Annotated in this window: 19 protein-coding genes and 1 pseudogene; 12 read left to right on the top strand and 8 right to left on the bottom strand. The window is 71.6% G+C overall.

The annotated features are described in order from the left end of the window. The first annotated feature begins 18 nt into the window (after positions 1-18). The 5 genes from ACFY2A_RS13095 to ACFY2A_RS13075 all read left to right on the top strand — a co-directional run bounded on the left by ACFY2A_RS13095 (position 19) and on the right by ACFY2A_RS13075 (position 6,056). A complete protein-coding gene (locus tag ACFY2A_RS13095; RefSeq protein ID WP_387171354.1) occupies positions 19-1,686 on the top strand; it encodes a protein kinase in 1,668 nt (555 codons plus the stop codon). Between the two features lie 52 nt (positions 1,687-1,738). Beyond that, complete coding sequence (locus tag ACFY2A_RS13090) at positions 1,739-1,945, top strand: hypothetical protein (protein ID WP_363924544.1); 207 nt, start codon at positions 1,739-1,741, stop codon at positions 1,943-1,945. Between the two features lie 74 nt (positions 1,946-2,019). After that, positions 2,020-3,936 carry a bifunctional adenosylcobinamide kinase/adenosylcobinamide-phosphate guanylyltransferase gene (locus ACFY2A_RS13085; protein WP_387171352.1) on the top strand — a complete coding sequence of 639 codons (1,917 nt, stop codon included), beginning with the start codon at positions 2,020-2,022 and terminating at the stop codon, positions 3,934-3,936. After that, entirely contained in the window at positions 3,926-4,699 is a 774-nt protein-coding gene (locus ACFY2A_RS13080) for an adenosylcobinamide-GDP ribazoletransferase (RefSeq protein WP_387171350.1), read from the top strand. Before ACFY2A_RS13085 ends, ACFY2A_RS13080 begins: the two co-directional genes overlap by 11 nt. A 67-nt stretch (positions 4,700-4,766) precedes the next feature. Further along, positions 4,767-6,056 (top strand): DUF2314 domain-containing protein, encoded by a 1,290-nt coding sequence (locus tag ACFY2A_RS13075; RefSeq protein WP_387171348.1) that lies wholly within the window; start codon positions 4,767-4,769, stop codon positions 6,054-6,056. A 147-nt stretch (positions 6,057-6,203) separates the two neighbouring features. Here ACFY2A_RS13075 and gcvT read toward each other — a convergent pair whose 3' ends face one another. Then, positions 6,204-7,328, bottom strand: a complete 1,125-nt coding sequence (gene gcvT / locus ACFY2A_RS13070; RefSeq protein WP_387171346.1) for a glycine cleavage system aminomethyltransferase GcvT — start codon at positions 7,326-7,328, stop codon at positions 6,204-6,206. A 163-nt stretch (positions 7,329-7,491) separates the two neighbouring features. On the opposite strand from gcvT, the gene ACFY2A_RS13065 reads away from it, so the two are divergent. Beyond that, on the top strand, positions 7,492-9,063 hold the full coding sequence (locus ACFY2A_RS13065; protein ID WP_387171344.1) for a leucyl aminopeptidase: 1,572 nt from the start codon (positions 7,492-7,494) through the stop codon (positions 9,061-9,063). Between the two features lie 50 nt (positions 9,064-9,113). On the opposite strand, the gene ACFY2A_RS13060 is transcribed toward ACFY2A_RS13065, so the two are convergent. After that, positions 9,114-9,443, bottom strand: coding sequence for a hypothetical protein (locus ACFY2A_RS13060; protein WP_363923399.1), 330 nt, complete (start codon positions 9,441-9,443; stop codon positions 9,114-9,116). Positions 9,444-9,622: 179 nt separating this feature from the next. On the opposite strand from ACFY2A_RS13060, the gene lpdA reads away from it, so the two are divergent. Together lpdA and sucB are read left to right on the top strand one after the other, a co-directional pair. Beyond that, positions 9,623-11,014: a dihydrolipoyl dehydrogenase gene (gene lpdA / locus ACFY2A_RS13055; RefSeq protein WP_363923397.1), complete on the top strand. Its 1,392-nt coding sequence runs from the start codon at positions 9,623-9,625 to the stop codon at positions 11,012-11,014. A 72-nt stretch (positions 11,015-11,086) separates the two neighbouring features. Then, entirely contained in the window at positions 11,087-12,910 is a 1,824-nt protein-coding gene (gene sucB, locus ACFY2A_RS13050; RefSeq protein WP_387171341.1) for a 2-oxoglutarate dehydrogenase, E2 component, dihydrolipoamide succinyltransferase, read from the top strand. Between the two features lie 204 nt (positions 12,911-13,114). Here sucB and ACFY2A_RS13045 read toward each other — a convergent pair whose 3' ends face one another. Next, positions 13,115-14,059: an SDR family NAD(P)-dependent oxidoreductase gene (locus ACFY2A_RS13045; RefSeq protein ID WP_387171340.1), complete on the bottom strand. Its 945-nt coding sequence runs from the start codon at positions 14,057-14,059 to the stop codon at positions 13,115-13,117. A 137-nt stretch (positions 14,060-14,196) separates the two neighbouring features. On the opposite strand from ACFY2A_RS13045, the gene ACFY2A_RS13040 reads away from it, so the two are divergent. Beyond that, entirely contained in the window at positions 14,197-14,775 is a 579-nt protein-coding gene (locus tag ACFY2A_RS13040) for a TetR/AcrR family transcriptional regulator (protein ID WP_387171338.1), read from the top strand. Between the two features lie 45 nt (positions 14,776-14,820). Continuing rightward, positions 14,821-16,143, top strand: coding sequence for a low temperature requirement protein A (locus ACFY2A_RS13035; RefSeq protein ID WP_387171336.1), 1,323 nt, complete (start codon positions 14,821-14,823; stop codon positions 16,141-16,143). Between the two features lie 223 nt (positions 16,144-16,366). Here ACFY2A_RS13035 and ACFY2A_RS13030 read toward each other — a convergent pair whose 3' ends face one another. Beyond that, the gene (locus ACFY2A_RS13030) at positions 16,367-17,197 is read right to left on the bottom strand and encodes an alpha/beta fold hydrolase (RefSeq protein ID WP_387171334.1); all 831 of its coding nucleotides are present in this window, start codon (positions 17,195-17,197) and stop codon (positions 16,367-16,369) included. 60 nt (positions 17,198-17,257) lie between these two features. Between ACFY2A_RS13030 and ACFY2A_RS13025 the strand changes: the two genes are divergently transcribed. Both ACFY2A_RS13025 and ACFY2A_RS13020 read left to right on the top strand, forming a co-directional pair. Continuing rightward, on the top strand, positions 17,258-17,602 hold the full coding sequence (locus ACFY2A_RS13025) for a hypothetical protein (protein WP_387171332.1): 345 nt from the start codon (positions 17,258-17,260) through the stop codon (positions 17,600-17,602). 300 nt (positions 17,603-17,902) lie between these two features. Beyond that, positions 17,903-18,130: pseudogene (locus tag ACFY2A_RS13020) on the top strand (type I restriction-modification enzyme R subunit C-terminal domain-containing protein); the annotation flags it as partial. Between the two features lie 273 nt (positions 18,131-18,403). Here ACFY2A_RS13020 and ACFY2A_RS13015 read toward each other — a convergent pair. The 4 genes from ACFY2A_RS13015 to ACFY2A_RS13000 all read right to left on the bottom strand — a co-directional run. Beyond that, positions 18,404-19,321 carry a hypothetical protein gene (locus ACFY2A_RS13015; RefSeq protein WP_387171330.1) on the bottom strand — a complete coding sequence of 306 codons (918 nt, stop codon included), beginning with the start codon at positions 19,319-19,321 and terminating at the stop codon, positions 18,404-18,406. A 3-nt stretch (positions 19,322-19,324) separates the two neighbouring features. After that, positions 19,325-20,113, bottom strand: coding sequence for a MerR family transcriptional regulator (locus tag ACFY2A_RS13010; protein ID WP_387171328.1), 789 nt, complete (start codon positions 20,111-20,113; stop codon positions 19,325-19,327). 76 nt (positions 20,114-20,189) lie between these two features. Then, on the bottom strand, positions 20,190-21,389 hold the full coding sequence (locus tag ACFY2A_RS13005; RefSeq protein WP_387171326.1) for a hypothetical protein: 1,200 nt from the start codon (positions 21,387-21,389) through the stop codon (positions 20,190-20,192). A 167-nt stretch (positions 21,390-21,556) separates the two neighbouring features. After that, positions 21,557-21,768, bottom strand: a 212-nt coding sequence (locus ACFY2A_RS13000) for a transposase family protein (RefSeq protein WP_387171324.1), incomplete at its 5' end; no start/stop codon positions are given.

Below are 21,768 nucleotides of genomic sequence, written 5' to 3'. Positions count from 1 at the left end.
GACCGGTACCGTGGCCCGGTGCTGACTCAAGGGGGCGTGCTCAGCGGGCGGTACCGGCTGGTTGAGCAGGTGGCGACCGGCGGGATGGGCGCGGTCTGGCGAGCGACGGACCTGCTGCTGGGCCGCGAGGTGGCGGTGAAGGTGCTGTTGCCGGCGTTGACCGCCGAACCCGAGTTCACCACCCGCTTCCGGGCCGAGGCACGGATGCTTGCCGCGCTGCGGCACCCCGGGGTGGTCGCGGTGCACGACGTCGGCCAGGCCACGCTCACCGACGGCAGCCAGGTGGACTACCTGGTGATGGAGTACGTCGAGGGCGAGCCGTTGAGCGCCCGGCTGCGCCGGCTGGGCCGGCTGGACCCGGCCACCACCATGTCCGTCGTGGCCCAGACCGCCGAGGCGCTGCACGCCGCCCACCTCGCCGGCATCGTGCACCGGGACGTGAAACCGGGCAACCTCCTGGTCAAGGCGGACGGCAGGGTGGTGCTTGTGGACTTCGGCATCGCCCGCTCGGGCGCCACGGCCGGGATCACCGCCGCTTACACGGTGCTCGGCACCGCCTCGTTCATGTCCCCCGAGCAGGCGGGCGGCCAGCCGATTTCCGGGCTGAGCGACATCTACGCTCTCGGCGCCGTGGCGTACCTCTGCCTCGCCGGCCGGCCTCCGTTCGTCGGAGACAACCCGCTCGACGTGGCCCTACGGCGGCTGCGGGAGGAGCCACCCCCGCTCCCGCCGGACGTTCCCCCGCCGGTGGCCGCACTGGTGTTCAGAGCCATGGCCAGGCAGCCCGGCGACCGACACGCCAGCGCGGCGGACCTGGCCGCCACTGCCCGCGCCACCGCGCCGGAGAACGCCGCACACCCCGGGCCGAGCGGTATCGCGGTGCCGCCGCCGGCTGCGCGTCCGGGGCAGGGTGGCCTGGCCATGCCCGCGCCGGTCGGGGCCGGGTCCGGTACCGGGACGGTCACCGTGGCGAGCGCGCCGACGCGACCGGGCAGTGGCCGGCGGTTCGGCGCTCCGGCCATGGTCACCGCGGTGGCCGGTGTCGTGATCGTCGCCGCGGTGGGGGTGGCGCTCGCGGTGGTGTCGCAGCCGGGCGCCGAAGGCGCCGACCCTCCGGTGGCCGCGTCCGCGTCGGGCGCGGCGGGACTGGTCACCGCCGGGGAGACCGGCGCGCAGGGCACGGGTGAGCGGTCGGCGAGCCGGTCACCGACAGCCTCCGTACCGGCGACGAAGGGCACCTCGTCGCCGTCACCGGGACGCGACGACGCCGGGACGGCCAGCCCCCAGCCGACCCGTTCCGCTTCGCCATCGCCCCGGCCGAGCGCCAGACCCAGCGGCGACGAGCAGGCGAACCCCTACACCGCCACCCAGGCGTGCGGCAGCGGCTACCGGGTGATCAACTCGGCGCCGTTGACCGCCGACGGTCGCCGGCAGGCCACCGTCCACCTGCTCTACCACGCGGGTACCGGCTCGAACTGCGTGGTGACGCTGAAGGAGAGCGCGGTCGGCGCGCAGACGGCGGTCTCGGCTTTCCTGGAGGTACGCGGACGCGGGCGGTCCACCGACGACGGCTCGTTCCGCTACTACGCCGGCCCGGTGCGGGCCGAGGCGGCCGGGACCTGCGTCAAGTGGGGCGGCTCCGCCGGTGGCGCCAGCTACAGCAGTCCCTTCGAGCACTGCGACTGAGCCTGCCGTGACCGGGTATGTGTTTCGGGAACCCGACGCACAGGAGGCGACAATGACGACACCGATCCCGCAGATGGACACGGCGGAACTGCGCGACATCGCGGTGCGCGGCGGAATCGAAGGGGCGCGGGAGATGGACCGGAACGAACTGATCGACGCCCTCCAGGCCCGTCCCGGTGAGGGTGCCTGGCAGGAGGATCCGAAGCCGGCGAACGTCAACCCCAACGACTTCAGGTACCGGGCCCCCGAGCGGCACTGACCACGCCGCGGGGCGGTGGTGCGGTGCCGCACCTGCGGTGCCCCGGCCGTCCCGCTGGACGTAAGGTACGCAGCATGTCCCTAGACGGGTGGAACACGCTTCTGGTCCTCGGTGGCATCCGGTCCGGCAAGTCGGAGTTCGCCGAGTCCCTGGTCGCCGACGCGCCCACGGTCCGCTACCTGGCCACCGCCGCCGACCCGGGCGACGACCCCGAGTGGGCCGCGCGACTCGCCGCGCACCGCGCCCGCCGGCCCGAGACCTGGAGCACCGAGGAGACCGCGACCGACCCGCGTCGCCTCGCGGACGTGATCTCCACCGCCCGGCCGGAGGACACGCTGCTCGTCGACGACCTCGGCGGCTGGGTGACCGTCCTGCTCGACCCGGCTCACCAGCCGGCCGACGACAACGCCACGGTCGACGAACTGGCCGCCGCCGTGCGGTTCTGCGCCGCGCGGTTGGTGCTGGTCAGTCCCGAGGTCGGGCTCTCCCTGGTGCCCACCACTCCGCTGGGCCGGGCGTTCACCGACGCCCTCGGCGCGGTCAACCGCGCCGTCGCGGACGCCTGCGACACGGTGGTCCTGGTGGTCGCCGGTCAGCCGTGCCGGTTGAAGCCCGCCGTCGGCCAGCCCACAGGCGCCGCCGAGGCGTCACCGGCAGCCGTGGCCGCCCCTGGTCAGCAGGCCGCTGGCGGCGCCACGGTGCCCGCCCAGGCCGGCCCGGCCGGCGAGCTGCCGGTCACCGCCAGCCCGCCGCTGCCCGGCTCGCCGCCGGTGACCACCCCGCAGGTGACCGCCGGACCCGACACCGTCGGCACCGGCGGGACGGCACCCACCAGGACCCTCCCGATGGCCGCGACCGACCTGGTCATTCAGCCCGGCATGGAACTGCCCATGCCCGACGAGTACGCCGGACCGCAGGCCGTCGAACGGCTGGCGGGCCTGGACGTGCCGGGCACCGGGCTCGGCGCGCTGGAGCAGGTGGTCTCGTTCGCCGCCGCCACCCAGGGCACTCCCACCCCGACGCCCTGGCGGTCGGTGCGGGTGCTGCTGGTGCACGGCGACCACGCCGGCGGGGTCGCCGCCGGCACGGTGACCGGTGAGTCGGCCCGGCGGGCCGAGCAGGCCCGAGCCGGGCAGGGTGTGCTCGCCCGGCTGGCCGCCGAGAGCGGGGCGAGCCTCCAGGTGGTGGACGCCCCCGCCGCCGCGCCCATCGAGCACGGCCCGGCGCTGGACGCCGAGCAGGTGGAGTCGGCCCTGCGCTACGGCTGGCGGCTGGCCGAGGAGGCGGCGGATGCCGGCGTACAGCTGCTGGTGCTGGCCGCGTGCGGCGCCGGCGCCGAGGCCACTGCCGCGGCGGTGCTGGCCGCGACCGCCGGTGCCGAACCGTCCGCGGTGCTCGCCCGGGTGGTCACCGCGGGCGGCGAGATCGACGACGTGGCCTGGATGGCCCGCTGTGCCGCGGTCCGCGACGCCCTGCACCGCACCCGTCGTTCCTCCCGGAACGGCGTGGGCGTGCTCGCCGAGTTGGGCGGCGGGGACATCGCCGTCGCCACCGGCATCCTGCTGGGTGCGACCGCCGGCCGGCTGCCGGTGCTGCTGGATGGACCCGTCGGAGTGGCCGCCGGGCTGATCAGCCGGGACCTGGCCGGACAGGCCCGGCACTGGTGCCTGCTGGCCGACGACGGCGGTCACCCGGCCGTCCGGCTGGCCGCCGACGTGCTCGGCCTGGATCCGTTGACCCAGCTGCGGCTCGATCTCGGCGAGGGGGCGAACGCACTCACCGTCCTACCGCTGCTGCGCTCGGCGCTGGCGCTGTCCGCCGCGCTGCCATCCCGCCCCGAGGGCGACGACAGCGAGGACGAGGGCGGTGAACCGGGCCCGGTCGAGGAGGCGGAGCCCGATTTCCACGAGCCGGAACCCGAGGGGCCCGGCCCGACCACCACCGCGCCGGCCGCCGAGCCGGCGGAGACCTCCGCCGCACGTGCCGGCTGAGCCCCGGCTCGGCGACGGGGCGCGGCTGGCGCTGACCACCCTCACCATCCTGCCGCTGCGCGTCGGCCGGATCGACCGGGCCACCGCCGGTACGGCGATGACGCTCGCCCCGGCGGTCGGCGTGCTGCTCGGTGTGCCGGTGGCCGGCGTACTGCTGCTGGTGGACGCCGGCACCGCGCCGCTGGTCGCCGCCGGGGTGACCGTCGCAACGGCCGCCCTGCTCACCCGGGGGCTGCACCTGGACGGGCTGGCCGACACCGTGGACGCGCTCGGGTCGTACCGGCGCGGACCGGCCGCTCTGGAGATCATGAAGAAGCCCGACGTGGGCCCCTTCGGCGTGGTCGCCCTGGTGCTCGTCCTGCTGGTGCAGGCCGCTGCGCTGGCCGAGCTGGCCGGCCGGTCCCGCCCGACGGTGTTCGCTGCCGTGCTGACGGCCACTGCCGCTGGGCGGCTCGGGGTGACGCTGGCCTGCCGACGCGGTGTGCCGGCGGCGCGACCCGAGGGGCTGGGTGCGCTGGTCGCCGGCAGCGTCGGGCCGGTCGCGTTGGCCGCCGCCACCGCCGCCGTCGCGCTGCTGGCGGTCGCGGCGGTACCGCAACACCCGTGGCAGGGCCCGCTTGTCGTCCTGACGGCGCTCGCCGTCGCGGCCGGGCTGCTGCGGCACGTGGTACGCCGGCTCGGCGGGATCACCGGAGACGTGCTCGGCGCGACCGTCGAGCTGGTCACCACGCTCGTCTACCTGGGACTGGTGCTGTCCGGCTGAGCTGGCCGCCCGGCGCCGGGTAGCGTACCTGCGACGACAGAACCGGCGCGGCCACCCTGGGGACGACATGCTCATCACCGACGATTTCCTGCCCGTTCCGGTCCCGGAGTCACTCAGCGCGACCTATCTGGTGCCGACGGCGGGACTGCCGTCGGTGACCGCTCGGACGGCCGTCGGGAAGTTGGCCGGTCGGCTCGCCGAACCGGTGTACGGGCTGGCCCGGCAGATGCTCGACAGTCCGCTGATGAGCGTCGACATCCGGCCCGTCGGCGAGTTTCCCGAGCTGCCGCCGGACCTGCTCACCGCGTTCGGGGCGAGCGAGGCGCAGCTGGACCGGCTGGCCGCGGCGACCCACCTGGTGGTGGTGCAGGCGGAGTACCGGCCGGGCTGGCCGCCCGCCCACGAGTGGGCCGCCCGGGCGGTGGCCGCGGCGGTCGCCGAGGCGGTGGGCGGCGACGTGGTGGACGTCTTCGGCCTGCAGTTCCTGGACCCGGCCGCGGCGCTGCGCTCGCTGCCCGACGCGGAGGGCCGGGTCCGGCTGGTCGACTGGGTACTCGTGCCCTACTCGTCGGACGCCGAGGGGCTCTGGTTCACCACCAAGGGGCTGCGCCGCTTCGGCCTGTTGGAGTTGCAGACCCAGGGGGTGCCCGACCATCTCACCCGGGCCTGGGGGGCGGTGATGACCGGTGCCGCCCGGCGGCTGCTGCGGGACTGGACCGACGGGCTGGCCGGCGAGGAGGTCCCGGCGTTCGTGCAGCTACCGGTGCTGGCCACGGTGACCGGGCACGACATCGCGGTGGCGTACGGCAATCCGGAGCAGCACGGGGCGACCGCGCCGGTGCTGCTGCGCCTGGAGCTGGACCCGGCCACCGACCCGGACGCCGACTCCTTCCTCAGCCTGCGCCCGCCGGCCGGACACCCCGGTCCGGCCGGGCGCTACTTCGCCAACGCCTGCGCCACGCTCTTCTCCGGGATCCAGCCCGACGTGCGGTACGCCCGCTCCGGTGACGCGATGAGCCGGGCGGTCGCCACCGCTCGCGCCGGGCTGGCGGACATCCGGGCCCGGTTCCGCGACGGCCAGCTGCCACCGGAGACACAGCTGGTGGTCAAGTACGGGCTGCCGGGCGACGACGGCCCGGAGTACGTCTGGGCCGGGGTGACGGACTGGGATTCCCCGGACCGGATCGTCGGTGCCAGCGCCAGCGACGCCAACACCGACCCCACCGTACGAATCGGCTCCCCCGTCGTGGTGGAGGTCGCCGACATCGTCGACTGGGCCGTCCTCGACACCAGCGGCGTCATCGAAGGCGGCTGGACCCAGGCCGTCCTCGACGCCGGCCAACCCCCCACCCCCTAACCCCAACTCCCCCACCCCACCCAACTCCCCACCGCACCCCCCGGACCACCTCGTTGATCATGAGGTTAGCGGCAGTTGTTGATCTTCAAGCTGCCGCTGACCTCATGATCAACGGGAGCAGGAGGGGTGGGTGGGTGGGTGGGTGGGTTATTTGACGGAAGGGTGGATGAAGGGGGGGCGGGTCAGGTGGACGGGGGTGCGGCGGTTGCGGATGTCCACGTGCAGCTCGGCGCCGTCGGGGAGGGCGGGGGCGGTGTCGATCAGGGCGAGGGCGATGCCCTGCTTCAGCGTGGGGCTGAAGGTGCCGCTGGTCACGATGCCGACCCGGGTGCCGCCCGCGTACACGGGCATGCCGGGGCGGGGAATGCCGCGGTCGACGACGACCAGGCCGCGCAGCGTACGCGCCGGACCGGCGGCCTTCTCCGCGACCAACGCGTCGCGGCCCCAGAAGGCCGGCTTGTCCCAGCCGACCGCCCAACCGGAGCGGGCCTGCACCGGCGTGATCTCCAGCGAGAGGTCCTGCCCGTGCAGCGGGTACCCCATCTCGGTGCGCAGCGTGTCCCGGGCGGCCAGCCCACACGCCCGCGGTGTCGGCTCGGCGGCGAACAACGCGTCCCACACCGCGACCGCGTCGCCGGCCCGGACCACCAGCTCGTAGCCCAGTTCGCCGGTGTAGCCGGTACGGCACACGGTCAGCTCGACCGGGCCGAGCGCCGCCCGGGTGAAACTCATGTACCCGTGCTCGGTGGGCAGACCGAGCCCGCTCAGCAGTTCCGCCGACCGGGGCCCCTGCACGGCCAGTACGGCGTACCCCTCGTGTTCGTCGGTGATCGTGACCTGCGGCGGCGCGGCGGCGCGCAGCCGGCGTACCACCTCGGCGCTGTTCGCCGCGTTCGGGATGAGGAAGACGTGGTCGTCGGCGTGTAGGTAGGCGATGATGTCGTCCACCACCCCACCGGTCGCCTCGTCGCAGCAGAGGGTGTACTGCGCCCGGCCCGGCCCGATGCGGCCCAGGTCGTTGCTGAGGCAGGCGTTGACGAACTCCGCCGCCCCCGGCCCGGTCACCCGCACCTTGCCCAGGTGTGACACGTCGAACACGCCGACATCGGTACGCACCGCGGTGTGCTCGCGCAGCACCCCGCCGCCGGCGTACTCCAGGGGCATTTCCCAGCCGCCGAACGGAGCGAACTTGGCGCCGAGCGCGGTGTGCCGGCCGGCCAGCGGAGAACGACGCAGCCGGGTCGCGGCGGCGTCGGTGGTCACCTCGGTCATGGGTGGCAACTTACCGGGACGCAGCGGGCTGGTTAGCATCGGCGGGACCGCCGGATGACCCGGCGGGGCAGCAATGACGTCCGGCGGGTAAATCATCCGCCGGGGAACTCCACCGCCGGTACGCCACCACGCGACCGGCCCGGCCCGCCCGGGAGCAGCCTCCGTGACATCGCCCAGCACCACCCTGAGCCTGGTCGACACCGACCCCGCCGAGCTCGCCGTCGACGCGATCGTGATCGGCGTGCACAGTACGACCGGCGAGCAGGACGCCACCAGCGGCCCCGCCGGCGCCCTGCTGCTCGCCAGCGGCGCCGAGAGCATCGCCGCCGCCTTCGACGGCAAGCTGACCGAGACGCTGGCGCTGCTCGGCGCGACCGGCGGCCCGGGCGAGGTGATCAAGTTGGCGACGCTGGGCACGGTCACCGCGCCGGTGCTCGCCGCCGTCGGCCTCGGCCCGGAGCCCAGTGGTGCGGCACCCGCCCCGGAGACGCTGCGCCGGGCGGCGGGCGCCGCCGTGCGGGCCCTGGCCGGCGCGGCCCGGGTGGCGATGACGCTGCCGTTGCCCGACGACGCCGACGCCGCCGACGCGCTGCGCGCGGTCGCCGAGGGCGCGCTGCTTGGCGGTTACCGCTTCGCCGGGTACAAGACCCGTCCGCAGCCGACCCGCCGCGAGCCGGTCGCCGAGGTGCTGGTGGCCGTCCCGGACGCTGCGGACGCGGCAGCACAGGCCGAGGTGGTCCGGGCGCAGACGGTGGCCGGCGCGGTCCGGCGTACCCGCGACTGGGTCAACATCGCCCCGAACGAGCTGCGCCCGCCGGCCTTCGCCGACGCGGTCGCCGAGGCGGGTCGGGCGGCCGGCCTCGACGTCGAGGTGCTCGACGAGGTCGCACTGCGCGAGGGCGGGTACGGCGGCATCATCGCCGTCGGTCAGGGCTCGGAGGCCCCACCGCGACTGGTCAAGCTGACCTACACCCCGGACGGTGGCGGCACCGGCAAGCGGGTCGCCCTGGTCGGCAAGGGCATCACCTTCGACACCGGCGGCATCTCGATCAAGCCGGCACAGGGCATGTGGGAGATGAAGTCCGACATGGCCGGGGCGGCGGCGGTGGCGGCCACCATGCTGGCGGTGGCCGAGCTGAAGCCGTCGGTGGCGGTCACCGGGTACGTGCCGATGGCGGAGAACATGCCGTCGGGGACCTCGTACCGGCCCGGCGACGTGATCACGATGTTCAACGGCAAGAAGGTGGAGGTGCTCAACACCGACGCCGAGGGCCGGATGATCCTCGGTGACGCGATGGCCCGGGCCTGCGCCGACGGCTGTGACTACCTGTTCGAGACCTCCACCCTGACCGGCGGTCAGGTCGTCTCGCTGGGCAAGCGGATCTCCGGCGTGATGGGTACGGCCGAGCTGTGCGAGCGGGTCCGCGGTGCCGGTGACGCCGTCGGCGAGCCCGCCTGGCCGATGCCGCTGCCGGACGACGTGCGCAAGGGAATGGACTCCGACGTCGCCGACATCTCGCAGGTCAACGCGGGCATGGACCGGGCCGGCCACATGCTCCAGGGCGGTGTCTTCCTGCGTGAGTTCGTCACCGACGACGTCGCCTGGGCGCACATCGACATCGCCGGTCCCTCGTACCACTCGGGCGAGGCGACCGGCTACTGGACCAAGGGCGGCACCGGCGTCCCCGTCCGTACCCTGCTCCACCTGATCGACGACGTAGCCACCAACGGCTGAGGTGTGCGCAAGGGGTCCCTCGTCGTCGGGTGAGGGGCCCCTCCAGCGGGTCAGTACTGCTCGGGGCGGCGTTTGCGGCGCTCGTTGTAGTCGCGCATGCGTTGCGGGTAGCCCATCAGCGCCACGTCGTAGATCGGGATGCTCAGCCGGTACGCGAACCGCCGCGCGCCGTCCGGCCCGTCGATCCGGCGTCGGGTCCACTCGCCGTCGTCGGCGATCAGGATCACGGTGGTCTCGGTGACGGTGGTACGCGGCTCGATGTACGCCTCGACGCCGTTACGGGTACGGATGAAGTTCTCAAGATGCTCCAGATCGGCCCGATTGGCCGTACGGTCAGGGTCAGCCGCACGTGCCCGCTTGCTTCGCCGGAACAGTCCCACCGAGCCGTCTCCCCAGTCGTGGCGTATCGAAGGCAGAGCCAAGGGTACGTGGCGGCAACGTGTCGTTGGGCACCTCGGTACGCGGGTGCGCCACGGTGGTGACAAGATGGCCGAGGTGGGGTGTGTCCGTGTTACCCCACCGTGACCCCCGATGCAGCGAAGCGACCTGGGAGTTGGACGTGAGCGAGCCGAACGACGCAACCTTCGACATCGTCATCCTCGGAGGTGGTAGCGGCGGTTACGCGACCGCACTGCGTGCCACCCAGTTGGGTCTTTCCGTGGCGCTTGTGGAGAAGGGCAAGCTCGGGGGCACCTGCCTGCACAACGGCTGCATCCCGACCAAGGCGCTGCTGCACGCGGCCGAGATCGCCGACCAGACCCGCGAGTCGGAGCAGTTCGGTGTGAAGGCCGAACTGGTCGGCATCGACATGGCGGGGGTCAACTCGTACAAGGACGGCGTGATCTCGCGGCTCTACAAGGGCCTGCAGGGCATGCTCAAGGGCAACAAGTCGATCACGATCGTGGAGGGGCACGGCAAGCTGGTCGCGCCGAACGCGGTCGAGGTGGACGGAAAGCGGTACACCGGCCGCAACGTGGTGCTGGCCTCCGGGTCGTACGCCAAGAGCCTGCCGGGCCTGGAGATCGACGGCGAGCGGGTCATCACCAGCGACCACGCGCTGACCCTGGACCGGGTCCCCGCCTCGGCGATCGTGCTCGGCGGCGGCGTGATCGGCGTCGAGTTCGCAAGCGTGTGGAAGTCCTTCGGGGTGGACGTGACGATCGTCGAGGCGCTGCCCCGGCTGGTCGCCGCGGAGGACGAGGAGTCGTCGAAGGCACTGGAGCGGGCCTTCCGCAAGCGGAAGATCAACTTCAAGGTCGGCAAGCCGTTCGAGAAGGTCGAGAAGACCGACAACGGCGTGAAGGTGACAATCGCCGGCGGCGACACCGTCGAGGCCGAGCTGCTGCTGGTCGCCGTCGGCCGGGGCCCGAACACCGCCGACCTCGGCTACGAGGAGCAGGGCGTGAAGCTCGACCGCGGCTACGTGCTGACCGACGAGCGGCTGCGCACCAACGTGCCGAACGTCTACGCCGTGGGCGACATCGTGCCCGGTCTCCAGCTCGCCCACCGCGGTTTCCAGCAGGGCATCTTCGTCGCCGAGGAGATCGCCGGCCAGAACCCGGCGGTGATCGACGAGGCGGGCATTCCCCGGGTCACCTACAGCGACCCGGAGCTGGCGTCGGTCGGCCTCACCGAGGCGAAGGCCAAGGAGCAGTACGGCGCTGACAAGATCAAGACCTACAACTACAACCTCGGCGGCAACGGCAAGAGCCAGATCCTCAAGACGGCCGGTTTCGTGAAGCTGGTGCGGGTCGAGGACGGTCCGGTGGTCGGCGTGCACATGATCGGCGCGCGGGTCGGCGAGCTGGTCGGCGAGGCGCAGCTGATCTACAACTGGGAGGCGTACCCGGGCGAGGTGGCGCAGCTCGTGCACGCCCACCCGACGCAGAACGAGGCCCTGGGCGAGGCGCACCTCGCGCTCGCCGGCAAGCCGCTGCACGCGCACGCCTGACCACGACGTACCCGCGGCGTCCGGCGACGGGCGACGCTCCCCCCACCAGGGAAATGAAGGAGTCTGGAGAACATGCCGGTATCGGTCACCATGCCCCGGCTCGGCGAGAGCGTCACCGAGGGCACCGTCACGCGCTGGCTCAAGCAGGAGGGCGACACCGTCGAGGTCGACGAGCCGCTGCTTGAGGTGTCCACCGACAAGGTCGACACCGAGATCCCGTCCCCGGCGGCCGGGGTGCTGACCCGGATCGTGGTGGGCGAGGACGAGACGGCCGAGGTCGGCAGCGAGCTGGCGGTAATCTCCGGCGAGGGCGAGTCGGCCGGCGGCGGAGCCGCCCCGCAGCAGCAGGAAGCCCCGGCCGAGCAGGCCGCGGAGGCCGCGGCGGAGCCGGAGGCCGAGGCGGAGCAGCCGGCCGTCGAGGAGCCGGCCGAGCAGCCGGCGCAGGCGGCCCCGGCGCCGTCGGGCGAGGGCACCCCGGTGCAGATGCCGGCCCTGGGCGAGAGCGTCACCGAGGGTACGGTCACCCGCTGGCTCAAGCAGGTCGGCGAGACCGTCGAGGTCGACGAGCCGCTGCTGGAGGTCTCCACCGACAAGGTCGACACGGAGATCCCCTCACCTGTCGCCGGTACCGTCCTGGAGATCAAGGTCGCCGAGGACGAGACCGCCGAGGTCGGTGCGACCCTGGCCGTGGTCGGTGCCGCCGGTGGCGCGCCGGCCGAGTCGAAGCCGGAGCCGAAGCCCGAGGCGGAAGCCAAGCCCGAGCCGACGCCGCAGCCGCAGCCCGAGCCGCAGGCGGAGCCGAAGGTGTCCGAGCCGACGCCCGGCCTGTCGTACAACGAGCCGGCCGCCGAGGCCGAGACGGCGCAGGAGCCGGTCAAGGCCGAGCAGGCGGCGCAGCCGGCAGCCCCCACCCCACAGCGCGCGGCGGCACCGTCCAACGGCGGCGAGCAGGCGGCCGGTTACGTGACGCCGCTGGTACGCAAGCTGGCCAGCGAGCACAACGTGGACCTCGCCTCGGTCAACGGCACCGGTGTCGGCGGTCGGATCCGCAAGCAGGACGTGCTGGAGGCGGCGGAGAAGGCCCGCGCCGCCAAGGCCGCTCCCGCCCCGGCGGCGGCCCAGCCGGCCGCGGCCACCCCGACGAAGCCGGCCGCCAAGCCGCAGCCGAGCGCCAAGCGGGGCACCACCGAGAAGCTGCCACGCATCCGCGCGGCCATCGCCAAGCGGATGCTGTCGTCGCTGCACGAGATGGCGCAGCTGACCACGGTGGTCGAGGTGGACGTCACCAAGGTCGCCAAGCTGCGGGCGCAGGCCAAGGAGTCGTTCCAGCAGCGGCACGGTGTCAAGCTGTCGTTCCTGCCGTTCTTCGCGCTCGCGGCCATCGAGGCGCTCCAGGCGTACCCGATCGTCAACGCCAGCATGGACCTGGACGGCGGGACGATCACCTACCCGGACGCCGAGAACCTCGGCATCGCGGTGGACACCGAGCGGGGCCTGCTGGTGCCGGTCATCCACAACGCCGGTGACCTCAACCTGGGCGGTATCGCCAAGCGGGTCGCCGACCTGGCCGAGCGGACCCGGACCAACAAGATCAGCCCGGACGAGATCGCCGGTGCGACCTTCACGCTGACCAACACCGGCAGCCGGGGTGCCCTCTTCGACACCCCGATCGTGCCGTCGCCGCAGTCGGCGATGCTGGGTACGGGTGCCGTGGTCAAGCGTCCGGTCGTGGTGAACGACCCGGATCTGGGCGAGGTCATCGCGGTACGCCAGATGGTCTACCTGGCTCTGTCCTACGACCACCGGCTGATCGACGGTGCCGACGCCGCCCGCTTCCTCACCGCGGTCAAGGAGCGCCTGGAAGCCGGCAACTTCGAAGCCGAACTGGGCCTCTAGCCCCAGCACAGCAGCAGAGCGCCCCGGTCCACAAGGACCGGGGCGCCCTACTGCCCCCTCCCACCCCACCCACCCCACGCCTACCCACCCACCCACGTCTGTTGATCATGAGGTTAGCGGCGTTTTTGATCTCAGAACGTGCCGCCAACCTCATGATCAACGCGGCCCCACGGCCCGGGAGGGTGGGTGGGGTGGGTTCTGGGGCTAGGGGGTGAGGGTTTGGGTGCTGGTGGTCCAGAGGTGGTGGGCGGATTCGGGGTCGAGGGCGTAGTCGGCTACGCCGGTGCGGGTGCCTGGCTGGTTGGGGCCGGCCTGTTGACAGTCCTCGAAGTAGCGGCCGCCGACACCGTCGAGCAGGGGTGAGGTGGCCACCAGGACGGAGGTGCCGGCGCCCTGCTCCGGGGTCTTCCAGGGTGGCGCGGCCGGGCCACTCTGGGCGCGCAGCTTGGCCAGCTCCTCCTCGGTCACGTACCGCTGAAGATTGGTGCGGATCGTGCCGGGGTGCAGCGCGTTGACCAGGATGCCGTCGTCCGCCCAGCGCCGGCTCGCCTCGACGGCGAAGAGGATGTTGGCGGTCTTGGACTGCCCGTACGCGGCCCAGGGCTCGTAGGCCCGGCGCTCGAAGTGGATGTCGTCGAAGACGACCGGCGAGCGCAGGTGCGCCGCCGAACTGACCGAGACGATCCGGGCGCCCTGCGCGGCGGCGAGTGCCGGGCGCAGTCCGGTGGCGAGCGCGAAGTGCCCCAGGTGGTTGGTGGCGAACTGCATCTCCCAGCCCTGTGGGGTACGCATCTCCGGCGAGGCCATGAGGCCGGCGTTGTTGACCAGGATGTGCAGCGGGCCGTCCCAGTTCGCCACGAAGGTGGCAACCGAGGCCGGGTCGGCCAGGTCGAGCGGGGCCACGGAGACCCGGTCGTTGCCGGTCGTACCGATAATCTGCGCCGCCGCCTGGTCGCCCTGCTCGCGCTTGCGGACGGCGAGGGTGACGTCGGCACCGGCGGACGCGAGCGCCCGGGCGGTCTCCACGCCGATGCCCGACCCACCGCCGGTGACGACGACCCGACGGGTGGTGAGGTCAATGCCTGCGACGACCTCCAGCGCGGTGGACTCCGCGGTGAACGGGGTGCTGACAGGTGTGCCGATGGTCATGATCCATCCTTGTCTCAGATGTGCGGCGGGTCTGTCCGCCGCTACGATCAGAAGCGGAGGCTCCTCCGTTACCACCAGGCTAACCGGAGGCCCCTCCGTTTGCCAACCGGACGGAGGTCGACTGTCAGGAGGAGTACGTGCCGGAGCAGCCATCCCGACCGTTGCGCGCCGACGCGCTGCGCAACCGCCAGCGACTGCTGGAGGCGGCCGTCCGGGCGTTTTCCCGGTCCGATGCGGAGGTAACCCTGGAGCAGATCGCCCGGGACGCGGGAGTGGGAATCGGCACGCTCTACCGACACTTCCCCACCCGTGAGGCCTTGGTCGAGGCCGCCTACCGCAACGAGTTGGAACGCCTCTGCGACTCCGCCGCCGAGCTACTCGAACGGCTGCCACCGGAGGTAGCAACCCGGGCCTGGATGGACCACTTCATCGACTACCTCGCCACCAAGCGGGAGATGGCCGACGCGCTGCGGCTGGTGATCGCGGCCGGCACCAACCCGTTCGCGCAGAGCCGGGACCGGCTGATCGCGGCCGTGGACCGACTATTGACGGCGGGCGCGGCGGCCGGCACCGTCCGATCGGACGTGGACCCCGGCGACGTCCTCGCCGGACTCAGCGGAGTCTCGCTCGCCGCCGGTGGACGGGAGCAGCGCGACCAGGCCCAACGCCTGCTCGACCTGCTGATGGACGGCCTGCGGTACCGCCGGCCGGACTGATCGGAAACGGGCGTACGCCCAGGCCAGCGCTGCCAGACTCAGCGCGTGGGCGACATGGGCTGGCGGGGGCGGCTCGGGCCGGCCGTCGGCATCGCACCCGGCGCCCGGGTCGACAAGTTCGAGATCTTCTTCGACCTGGTCTTCGTCTTCTCGTTCTTCATCATCACCCGCGCCACCGCCGCCAACATCAACGGCCGCCAACTGCTGCACGCCGCCCTCGTGCTGGCCGTGCTCTGGTGGTGCTGGGTGGTGCACACGGTGGTGGCCACCCGGATCCGCATCGGCGAGGGCTTCGTGCCGGTGCTGATGGTCGTCGGGATGGCCGCGCTGTTCTGCTTCGCCCTCGCTCTGCCGCAGGCGTTCATGGACCACAAGGACGAGGCGGGGCCGGTCGTGGTCGCGGTCAGCTACGTGGTCATCCGGGCCATCCACCTGATCCTGTTCCTGCACGTCGTGCGGAACGATCCGGCGGAACGCCGGCAACTGCTCCGGTACGCCCCCGAGCTGGCGCTGAGCACCATTCTGCTGCTGGTGGCCGCGCTGCTACCCACCCACATCGCCGATGCCGGGACCGCCGCCCTCGTTCGGGACGCGCTCTGGGTGAGCGTGGTGCTGCTCCAGTACGGCACCGGGCTGCTGGCCCGCACCTGGGGCTGGCAGGTGACCTCGGCGGAGCACTGGACCGAACGGTACGACCTGATCCTGATCATCGCGCTCGGCGAATCAGTGATCTCCGTCGGCGTCGGCAGCAACCTGCTCGGTCAGGCACCGACCTGGCCTGGGGTGACCGCCGCCGTGCTCGGAATCTTCTTCACCGCCGCCCTCTGGTGGGCGCACTACGACCTGATCGGCCCGGCCGCCCGGATCGCCCTGCACGCCACCCTCGGTCCCGCCCGGGTGCTGATGGCCCGCGACGCCTACGCCTACCTCTACCTGCCGATGATCGCCGGGATCATCCTGTTCGCCCTCGGCGCCGAGGGCATCGTGCACGAAGTCGCCGAACCCGGCGTACCGGTGACCGAGCCGGCGCATGGGCCGGACGTGCCGATGCTGTTCGGCGGGGTGTTCCTCTACCTGCTCGGGAACATGCTCTTCCAGCTACGCACCCTGCACACGCTGTCCTGGACCCGGGTCGCCACGCTTGTCGTCCTCGTCATCGGCGTCCCGGTCGCCATGCCGATGCCGGGCCTGGCCGCCCTCGGCCTGCTCACCGCGATCTGCGTCGGCCTGGTCTTCGCCGAGGTCATCCTGATCTCCGAGGCCCGGCACACGCTGCGCGCGGTGGTCTTCGAGGAGCGCACCGCCCACGAGACCCACGAGGCCGCCTACCGCGCCCGCTGGCACGGCCAACCCCCCGGCACGACCTGACCCACGATCCGGGCGAGTCGCAGCTTCCTCCCCTAGCGTGAGGCTATGGCAGAGCACGCGCCCCGGGAGATCACCCAGCGGGAGTTTCGCATAGAGTCCGGGTCGATCATGCGAGGCGATGACGTTCAGGTACGCGCCGACCTGCCGGCTTAGGTGAGCGGGCCGCTCATTCCAGTGCTTTCCGGTACGTGCTGCCGTGCTCCTGGGCGCCAGCGATCACGAATCACCGGCCCAGCAGGGCCTGCGCGGTGAGCCAACGGTGCAGCGTCATGGCCAGTTGTACGGGCTGGTCGAGCTGGACCAGGTGACCTGCATCCTCGATCAGCTTGAGCTGGGCGCCCGGGATGAGGTCGGTCAGTCGGTGGGCACGGTCGACCGGAATCCAGGTGTCGTCCGTGCCCCACACCACCAGGACCGGCAGGTCCAGACGGGGGTAAAGGTCCTGGATCTCGTCGGTGTAGCGCTGGTCCGCCTGGGCGATCTGCCGGTAGAAAGCGGCCTGCCCGGTCGCATCGAGCCACGGAGACACGAGTGCCTGCATCTGGTCGGGTGTGAGACCCCGGTGGCTGGCTCCGGCGATGTAGGCCCGGAGTGCTCCTTCGTGGACGGCGGGCGGCATGGCGCTGAAAACGTCGGCGTTCTCGCGTACCAGCCGGAAGAAATCCGACCCCCAGGGAGCGAGCGCCACCACGTCGACAAGCGCCAGCGACGCGAACGAACAGCCGTGCAGGAGACGAGCCCGCAGCGCGACGGCGCCGCCGTAGTCGTGCGCCACGACATGTGGGGACGGCAGCTCCCAGTACGAGAGGAGGTCGGCCAGCAACTCACCCTGGACGTCCAGCGACACCCGGTGCTCTGGCAGCTTCGAGGAGAGCCCGTAACCGGGCATGTCCCACAGGTAGACCGTGAACTGGTCGCTCAGGGCCTCGGCGTAGGGGCCCCACAACTGCGACGACCACGGCGTCCCGTGGCACAACACGACGGCGGGCCCGGAACCCGTCCGACCCCATCGGACCGTACGTCCGCGCCACTCGAACTCTTCCGTCAGATCCATCCGGCCAAGATTGCCAGACGGTCATCGGTGCGAGCAGCTTCGGCTGGCTACGCTGCCCTCGTGAGCGGAGGACGCGAGCAGCCGGTCGAAGAAGCGCTCGCCGTGTTGCGGAGCGAGTTCGGGGCCGATGACGGCTCCTTCCTGTTGCAGCTACGCATCGATCTGGAATGGGATCGCGCGGCCATCGCCCGCCTGGCGGCGGCGATGCGCGTCGTCTGTGAGCGGTACGACCGCCGCGAGGCGCCCGACCAGTGGCTGGTGGAGGGCTGTCGCTCGATCCCGAGTTGGGTTGCCGGGCATACCGCGCACCCCAGCTTCCCCCGGCCAGAACCCGAGAGCTACTACGTCGCGAGCCTCGACCGGCTGCGGGACCTGGCCGCCTGCTTCCTCCACGGCATCAAATGACGTCGGCCACCATCTTGGCGGCTGCCGACCGCCCGACCGCACCGACCGAGAGCTGCTGGACGAGGTCGCCAGCGACGAGTGGTGGCAGGACGTCACCCTGCCGATGCTGGAGTTGGTGCGACGCCGGTTCCGGTCTCTCGTGCGCCTGATCGAGCGGGGCAAGCGCACCATCGTCTACACCGACTTCGTCGACCAACTGGTGAGCTGACCGAGATCGCCATTCCGCAGGCGCGGGTCGGGACCGACTATGAGCGGTTCCGGATCAAGGCGCGTGCCTACCTGGGCCAGCACGAGGATCACATGGCGTTGCAGAAGCTGCGCCGCAACCGGCAGCTCTCCCCCACCGACCTCGTCGAGTTGGAACGGATGCTCGCCGAGGGCGGTGTCGGTGCCGCCGACGACATCGAGCGCGCCCGGCGATCGGCCGACGGGCTGGGGCTGTTCATCCGGTCGATGGTCGGCATGGACCGCGAGGCCGCCACCGAGGCGTTCAACGAGTTCCTCGACGGACAGACGCTGACCAGAAACCAGATCCACTTCATCCACATGATCATCGGTCACCTGACCCAGAACGGTGCCATGGAGATCGGCCGCTCTACGAGTCGCCGTTCGCCGAGATCACCCCACATGGCCCGGAGTCGCTGTTCGCCCCCGACGGGCGCTTCATACTGCCTTCTCTGCGGTTGCTGTTGGGATTCGAACGGTTTCGGTTGTCCGGTGGGCTTGCCAGGGTGGTCGGCGTCAGCCCAGTCTGTCGTGGTTGGAGGTTACCGTCGGTCGGGCGCTCTGGGTGTGGCGGTGTCAGCTGAGCAGGTTGGCCAGTTGTTCGTAGGTGGGCGCGAGCTGCCGCAACGTCTGGGCGGCGGCGTTCGTGTGTCCGTTGACGAGGTCGTGCTGGAGGCTGCCGACCAGCCGGGCCTGCTGGGTAGCGATGGCGGCGGCTTCGTCGCGGTCGATGCTGGTGAGCGCGGTCGCGGCATCGGTGAGCCGCCGAGCGCCGACGCGGATCGCGAACTGCGTCAGGTGATCGTGTGTGTCGGGGTCAAGTCCGTCGGTGACCAGGTCAGCGAGGCGGTGCACGGCGGTGGCGCCGCCAGTGGTGCCGGGGGGCACGGCGAGGTCGTCGCGCCCGCGCAGCCAGGCGACCGCGCCGGGCAGGGCCGTGCGCAGCGCCGCGTCGGTGGTGATCACGCGGGCCTGCTGGAAGTCGCCGCGCATCGTGTACGGCTCGGCGCGGTAGAAGGTGATCGTGTCGGCGCGCCACGCGGCCAGGAAATCCTGGGTGGGCAGGGTCGCGTAGGGGCAGCCGTGCGGATCGTGGAACCGGACCAGTGTGTCGTCGGCTTCCAGGACGGCAACGTAGTGGTCCGACCCGATCGGCCCGGTCATTCCGGGCAGATGACGCAGCAGGCCCATTTCCAGCGGTCCGGCCAGGACAGGGCCGGTCTTGACGGCCTCCTCGAGTTTCGCCAAGGCTTGTTCGCCGTCGTCGGAGTTCTGCCGTCGGCAAGTCCAGCCGAGCAGCGCGATTGCGTCGTCGATGCCGCGGTCGTCCCAGCCGTGCGGGTTGAAAAGCGGCACCCGTCCGCCGAGCAGGTGCATGCCGAACGGCGAGCCGGTGAGCACTTCGATGATCGATGGCGAAGGGGCTGTGGGCCCCAGGGCCATGGCCAGCGAGTTGGCGTAGCAGTAGGGTCCGGACCCGATGTAGGGGTGCATGTTTCAATTTCTTTCGTTGGTCGAGATGGGGTAGGTGACGTCGAGGAGGGCACCGTCGGTGCCGGGCCGGATCTCGACCGGGCTGGCAAGGCTTACCAAGCGGTTCGCGTCGATCCATGCCTCCACCGTCTCGTAGGCGCGCAGGATGTCGGGGAACCCCGCGTCGGCTTCGGCGACCGGCAGGTAGATGTCGGTGCCGGCCGGCGACAGTCGGACTCGCAGGTCATCGACGGGTTCGATGGAGCCGGTGAACGGTACTGCGATCTCGACGGGTCCGTCGCTGTCGTGCGTCACGAATCCGTGGAAGTGCACCAACGTTGGCCCGTTGTGCGGCAGGCCGACCGTCTGCAGCCGGTCGCGGATGCGTCCCTGCGCTTCCGTGACGAAGGTGTCCAGCTCGCCGATGTGTACGCGCCGTTCCTGGCACAGCAGCTTGCGGAGTGGCCTCGCTCGCAGTCTTGGACGGACGGTGGTCGGTGCGGCGGCACCGTCGAGAGCCTCGATCAGCTCACGCCGGCGCCGCAGTTGGGCCTCCTGGGCGGCCAGCCACGCGCGCAGTTCAGCCTGGCGGCCTTGTGGGCTCAGCTCGATCAGAGTGGCGATGCGGGCCAGCGGCAGATCCAAGGTGCGCAGCCGGGCGATCAGCCGACCGCGGGAAAGCTGGTCGCAGTGATAGCGGCGGTAGCCGGTGGCCGGGTCGATGCCGACCGGCACCAGCAGCCCTTGCTCGGCATAGAGCCGCAGCGCCTTCGACGACAGCCGGGTCGCTGCGCCGAACTCGCCGGGCAGCATGAGGTCCGCGTCGTCCACCCGCCCAGCCTGGGCCATGCCCTTGGGGCGAGGTCAAGCTCATTCGCCTTCGGCTTCTTCAGCACGGCGGTGCCGGTGCTGGAGCGGGCCCGGCACCGCTCGTTTGATGGGTCAGCCCTGGCCGGTCGACGTGGGCGGCGGTGGGGGCACGTCGCAGTACTGCATCATTCACATTGGCCTCGGACGTCGTGGGCCGGACCGGTGTGAGTCGGAAGGACGCGGCGACCTTTTGCTGGTAGATCTCCCGGCTGGCCGGATCCCAGGGGATGCACCAGCGTCCGCTCGGACCGCGCCGCGCGGGTACCTGCCCGAGACGCAGCCAGTTGTAGACCGCGTCGGCGGGGATGCCGAGCTCGGTCGCGGTCTGTTTGACGCTGACCTCGCCGGCTTGGACGGCAACGGCGCGCGGACCGAAGATCTTGTAGGCGTCGCGGACCCGGGCGACGCCTCCGGCGGTGAATGGCTTGCCTTTGCCGGTGGTCAGTCCGGCCGTGTTGAGCATGTCGGCGAGTTCGGCGCTGGTGTGGGTGGCGCCGTGCTGACGGATCAATTTCAATGCCGCCATCGGGGTGCGGCCGGGACCGGGGCGGGCGACGGCCAGTTCGCCGGTGGCACCGGTGTGCCAGCGCACCCCGATCCGCATGGTCTGCGCATCCGGCTCGGGCAGCAGGGTGACATCGGCGATCAGGCTGCGCAGCAGCCGTTTCCGGTCGCAGGGGCTGGTGGTCTCGGCGTGCCACAACCTTGGCAGGTCCTGCGCGAGGGCCTGCAACGAGGTGGTGGCCGGCAAGGCCGGTTTGGCGGCCTGCGCGTTGGCCAGCGCCGCCTCCGCCTCGGTCAGCGCGGCGAGTCTCGCCTCCCACCGCGACTCCAAAGTCCTTGTCACCAAACGGTTTTCCGGTTCCACATTGCTGAAGGCCCGCTCGGCGCGGTCGGCTTCGTAGCGAGCCTGCTGCACCGCCAGCTCCACGGCTCGGTGACTGCGGGTGTGCCGTTCGGCAACCTCCTCGGCCGCACCGACGGCCATGCCGATCTGCTCGGGGGTGATCGTGTCCAGGAAATGGAGTTCGATTTCCGACATTTGCCCCTTGAGGCCGAGCAGGGTGCGGTCGTTGACGTTGGCCAGGTCGTACACGCCGTCGGTGTCGATCAGCAGCGTGTCGGTCAACCGGGCCAGCTCCATCAGCCTGGTCAGGTCGGCGCTCGAGCGGCCGAACCGGGAGACCTCCAGGCCCAACACCGCGCCGACCTCGCCCATCGGGAGTACCTTGACTGACGAGCCGTATAGGGCACGGGTTCCCGCCGACGTGGACCGCATCGACGCGATCCTCACCTCCGTACGCGCCACCGCCGCCCCCGCCCACGGGGTCGCCTAAAGGACGTCTCGTAACTCGGTGGAGGCGTTGCCGGGTAACGATGTTGGTGTCATCCGGTGAGGATGATGTTGTGGAGGTGGGCGATGCCGGATGCGGTGTCGGTCAATGTGTGGGCGGCGCGGCGGTAGTCGCGCAGGATTTTGAAGTTCTTCATGCGGGCCAGGGCGTGTTCGACCTGCGCTCGGACGGTGCGGTGCTGCTTGTTCAGGTCTTTCTTCCAGTCGGGTAGTTCGCTGCCGTCGGTGGGTTTGCGGTAGGGGA

It is taken from the genome of Micromonospora sp. NPDC000442 (genome assembly GCF_042898635.1).
Taxonomy (GTDB): domain Bacteria; phylum Actinomycetota; class Actinomycetes; order Mycobacteriales; family Micromonosporaceae; genus Micromonospora.
The sequence above is the reverse complement of the archived record's forward strand: the minus strand, read 5'-3'. Positions and strand labels throughout refer to the sequence as shown.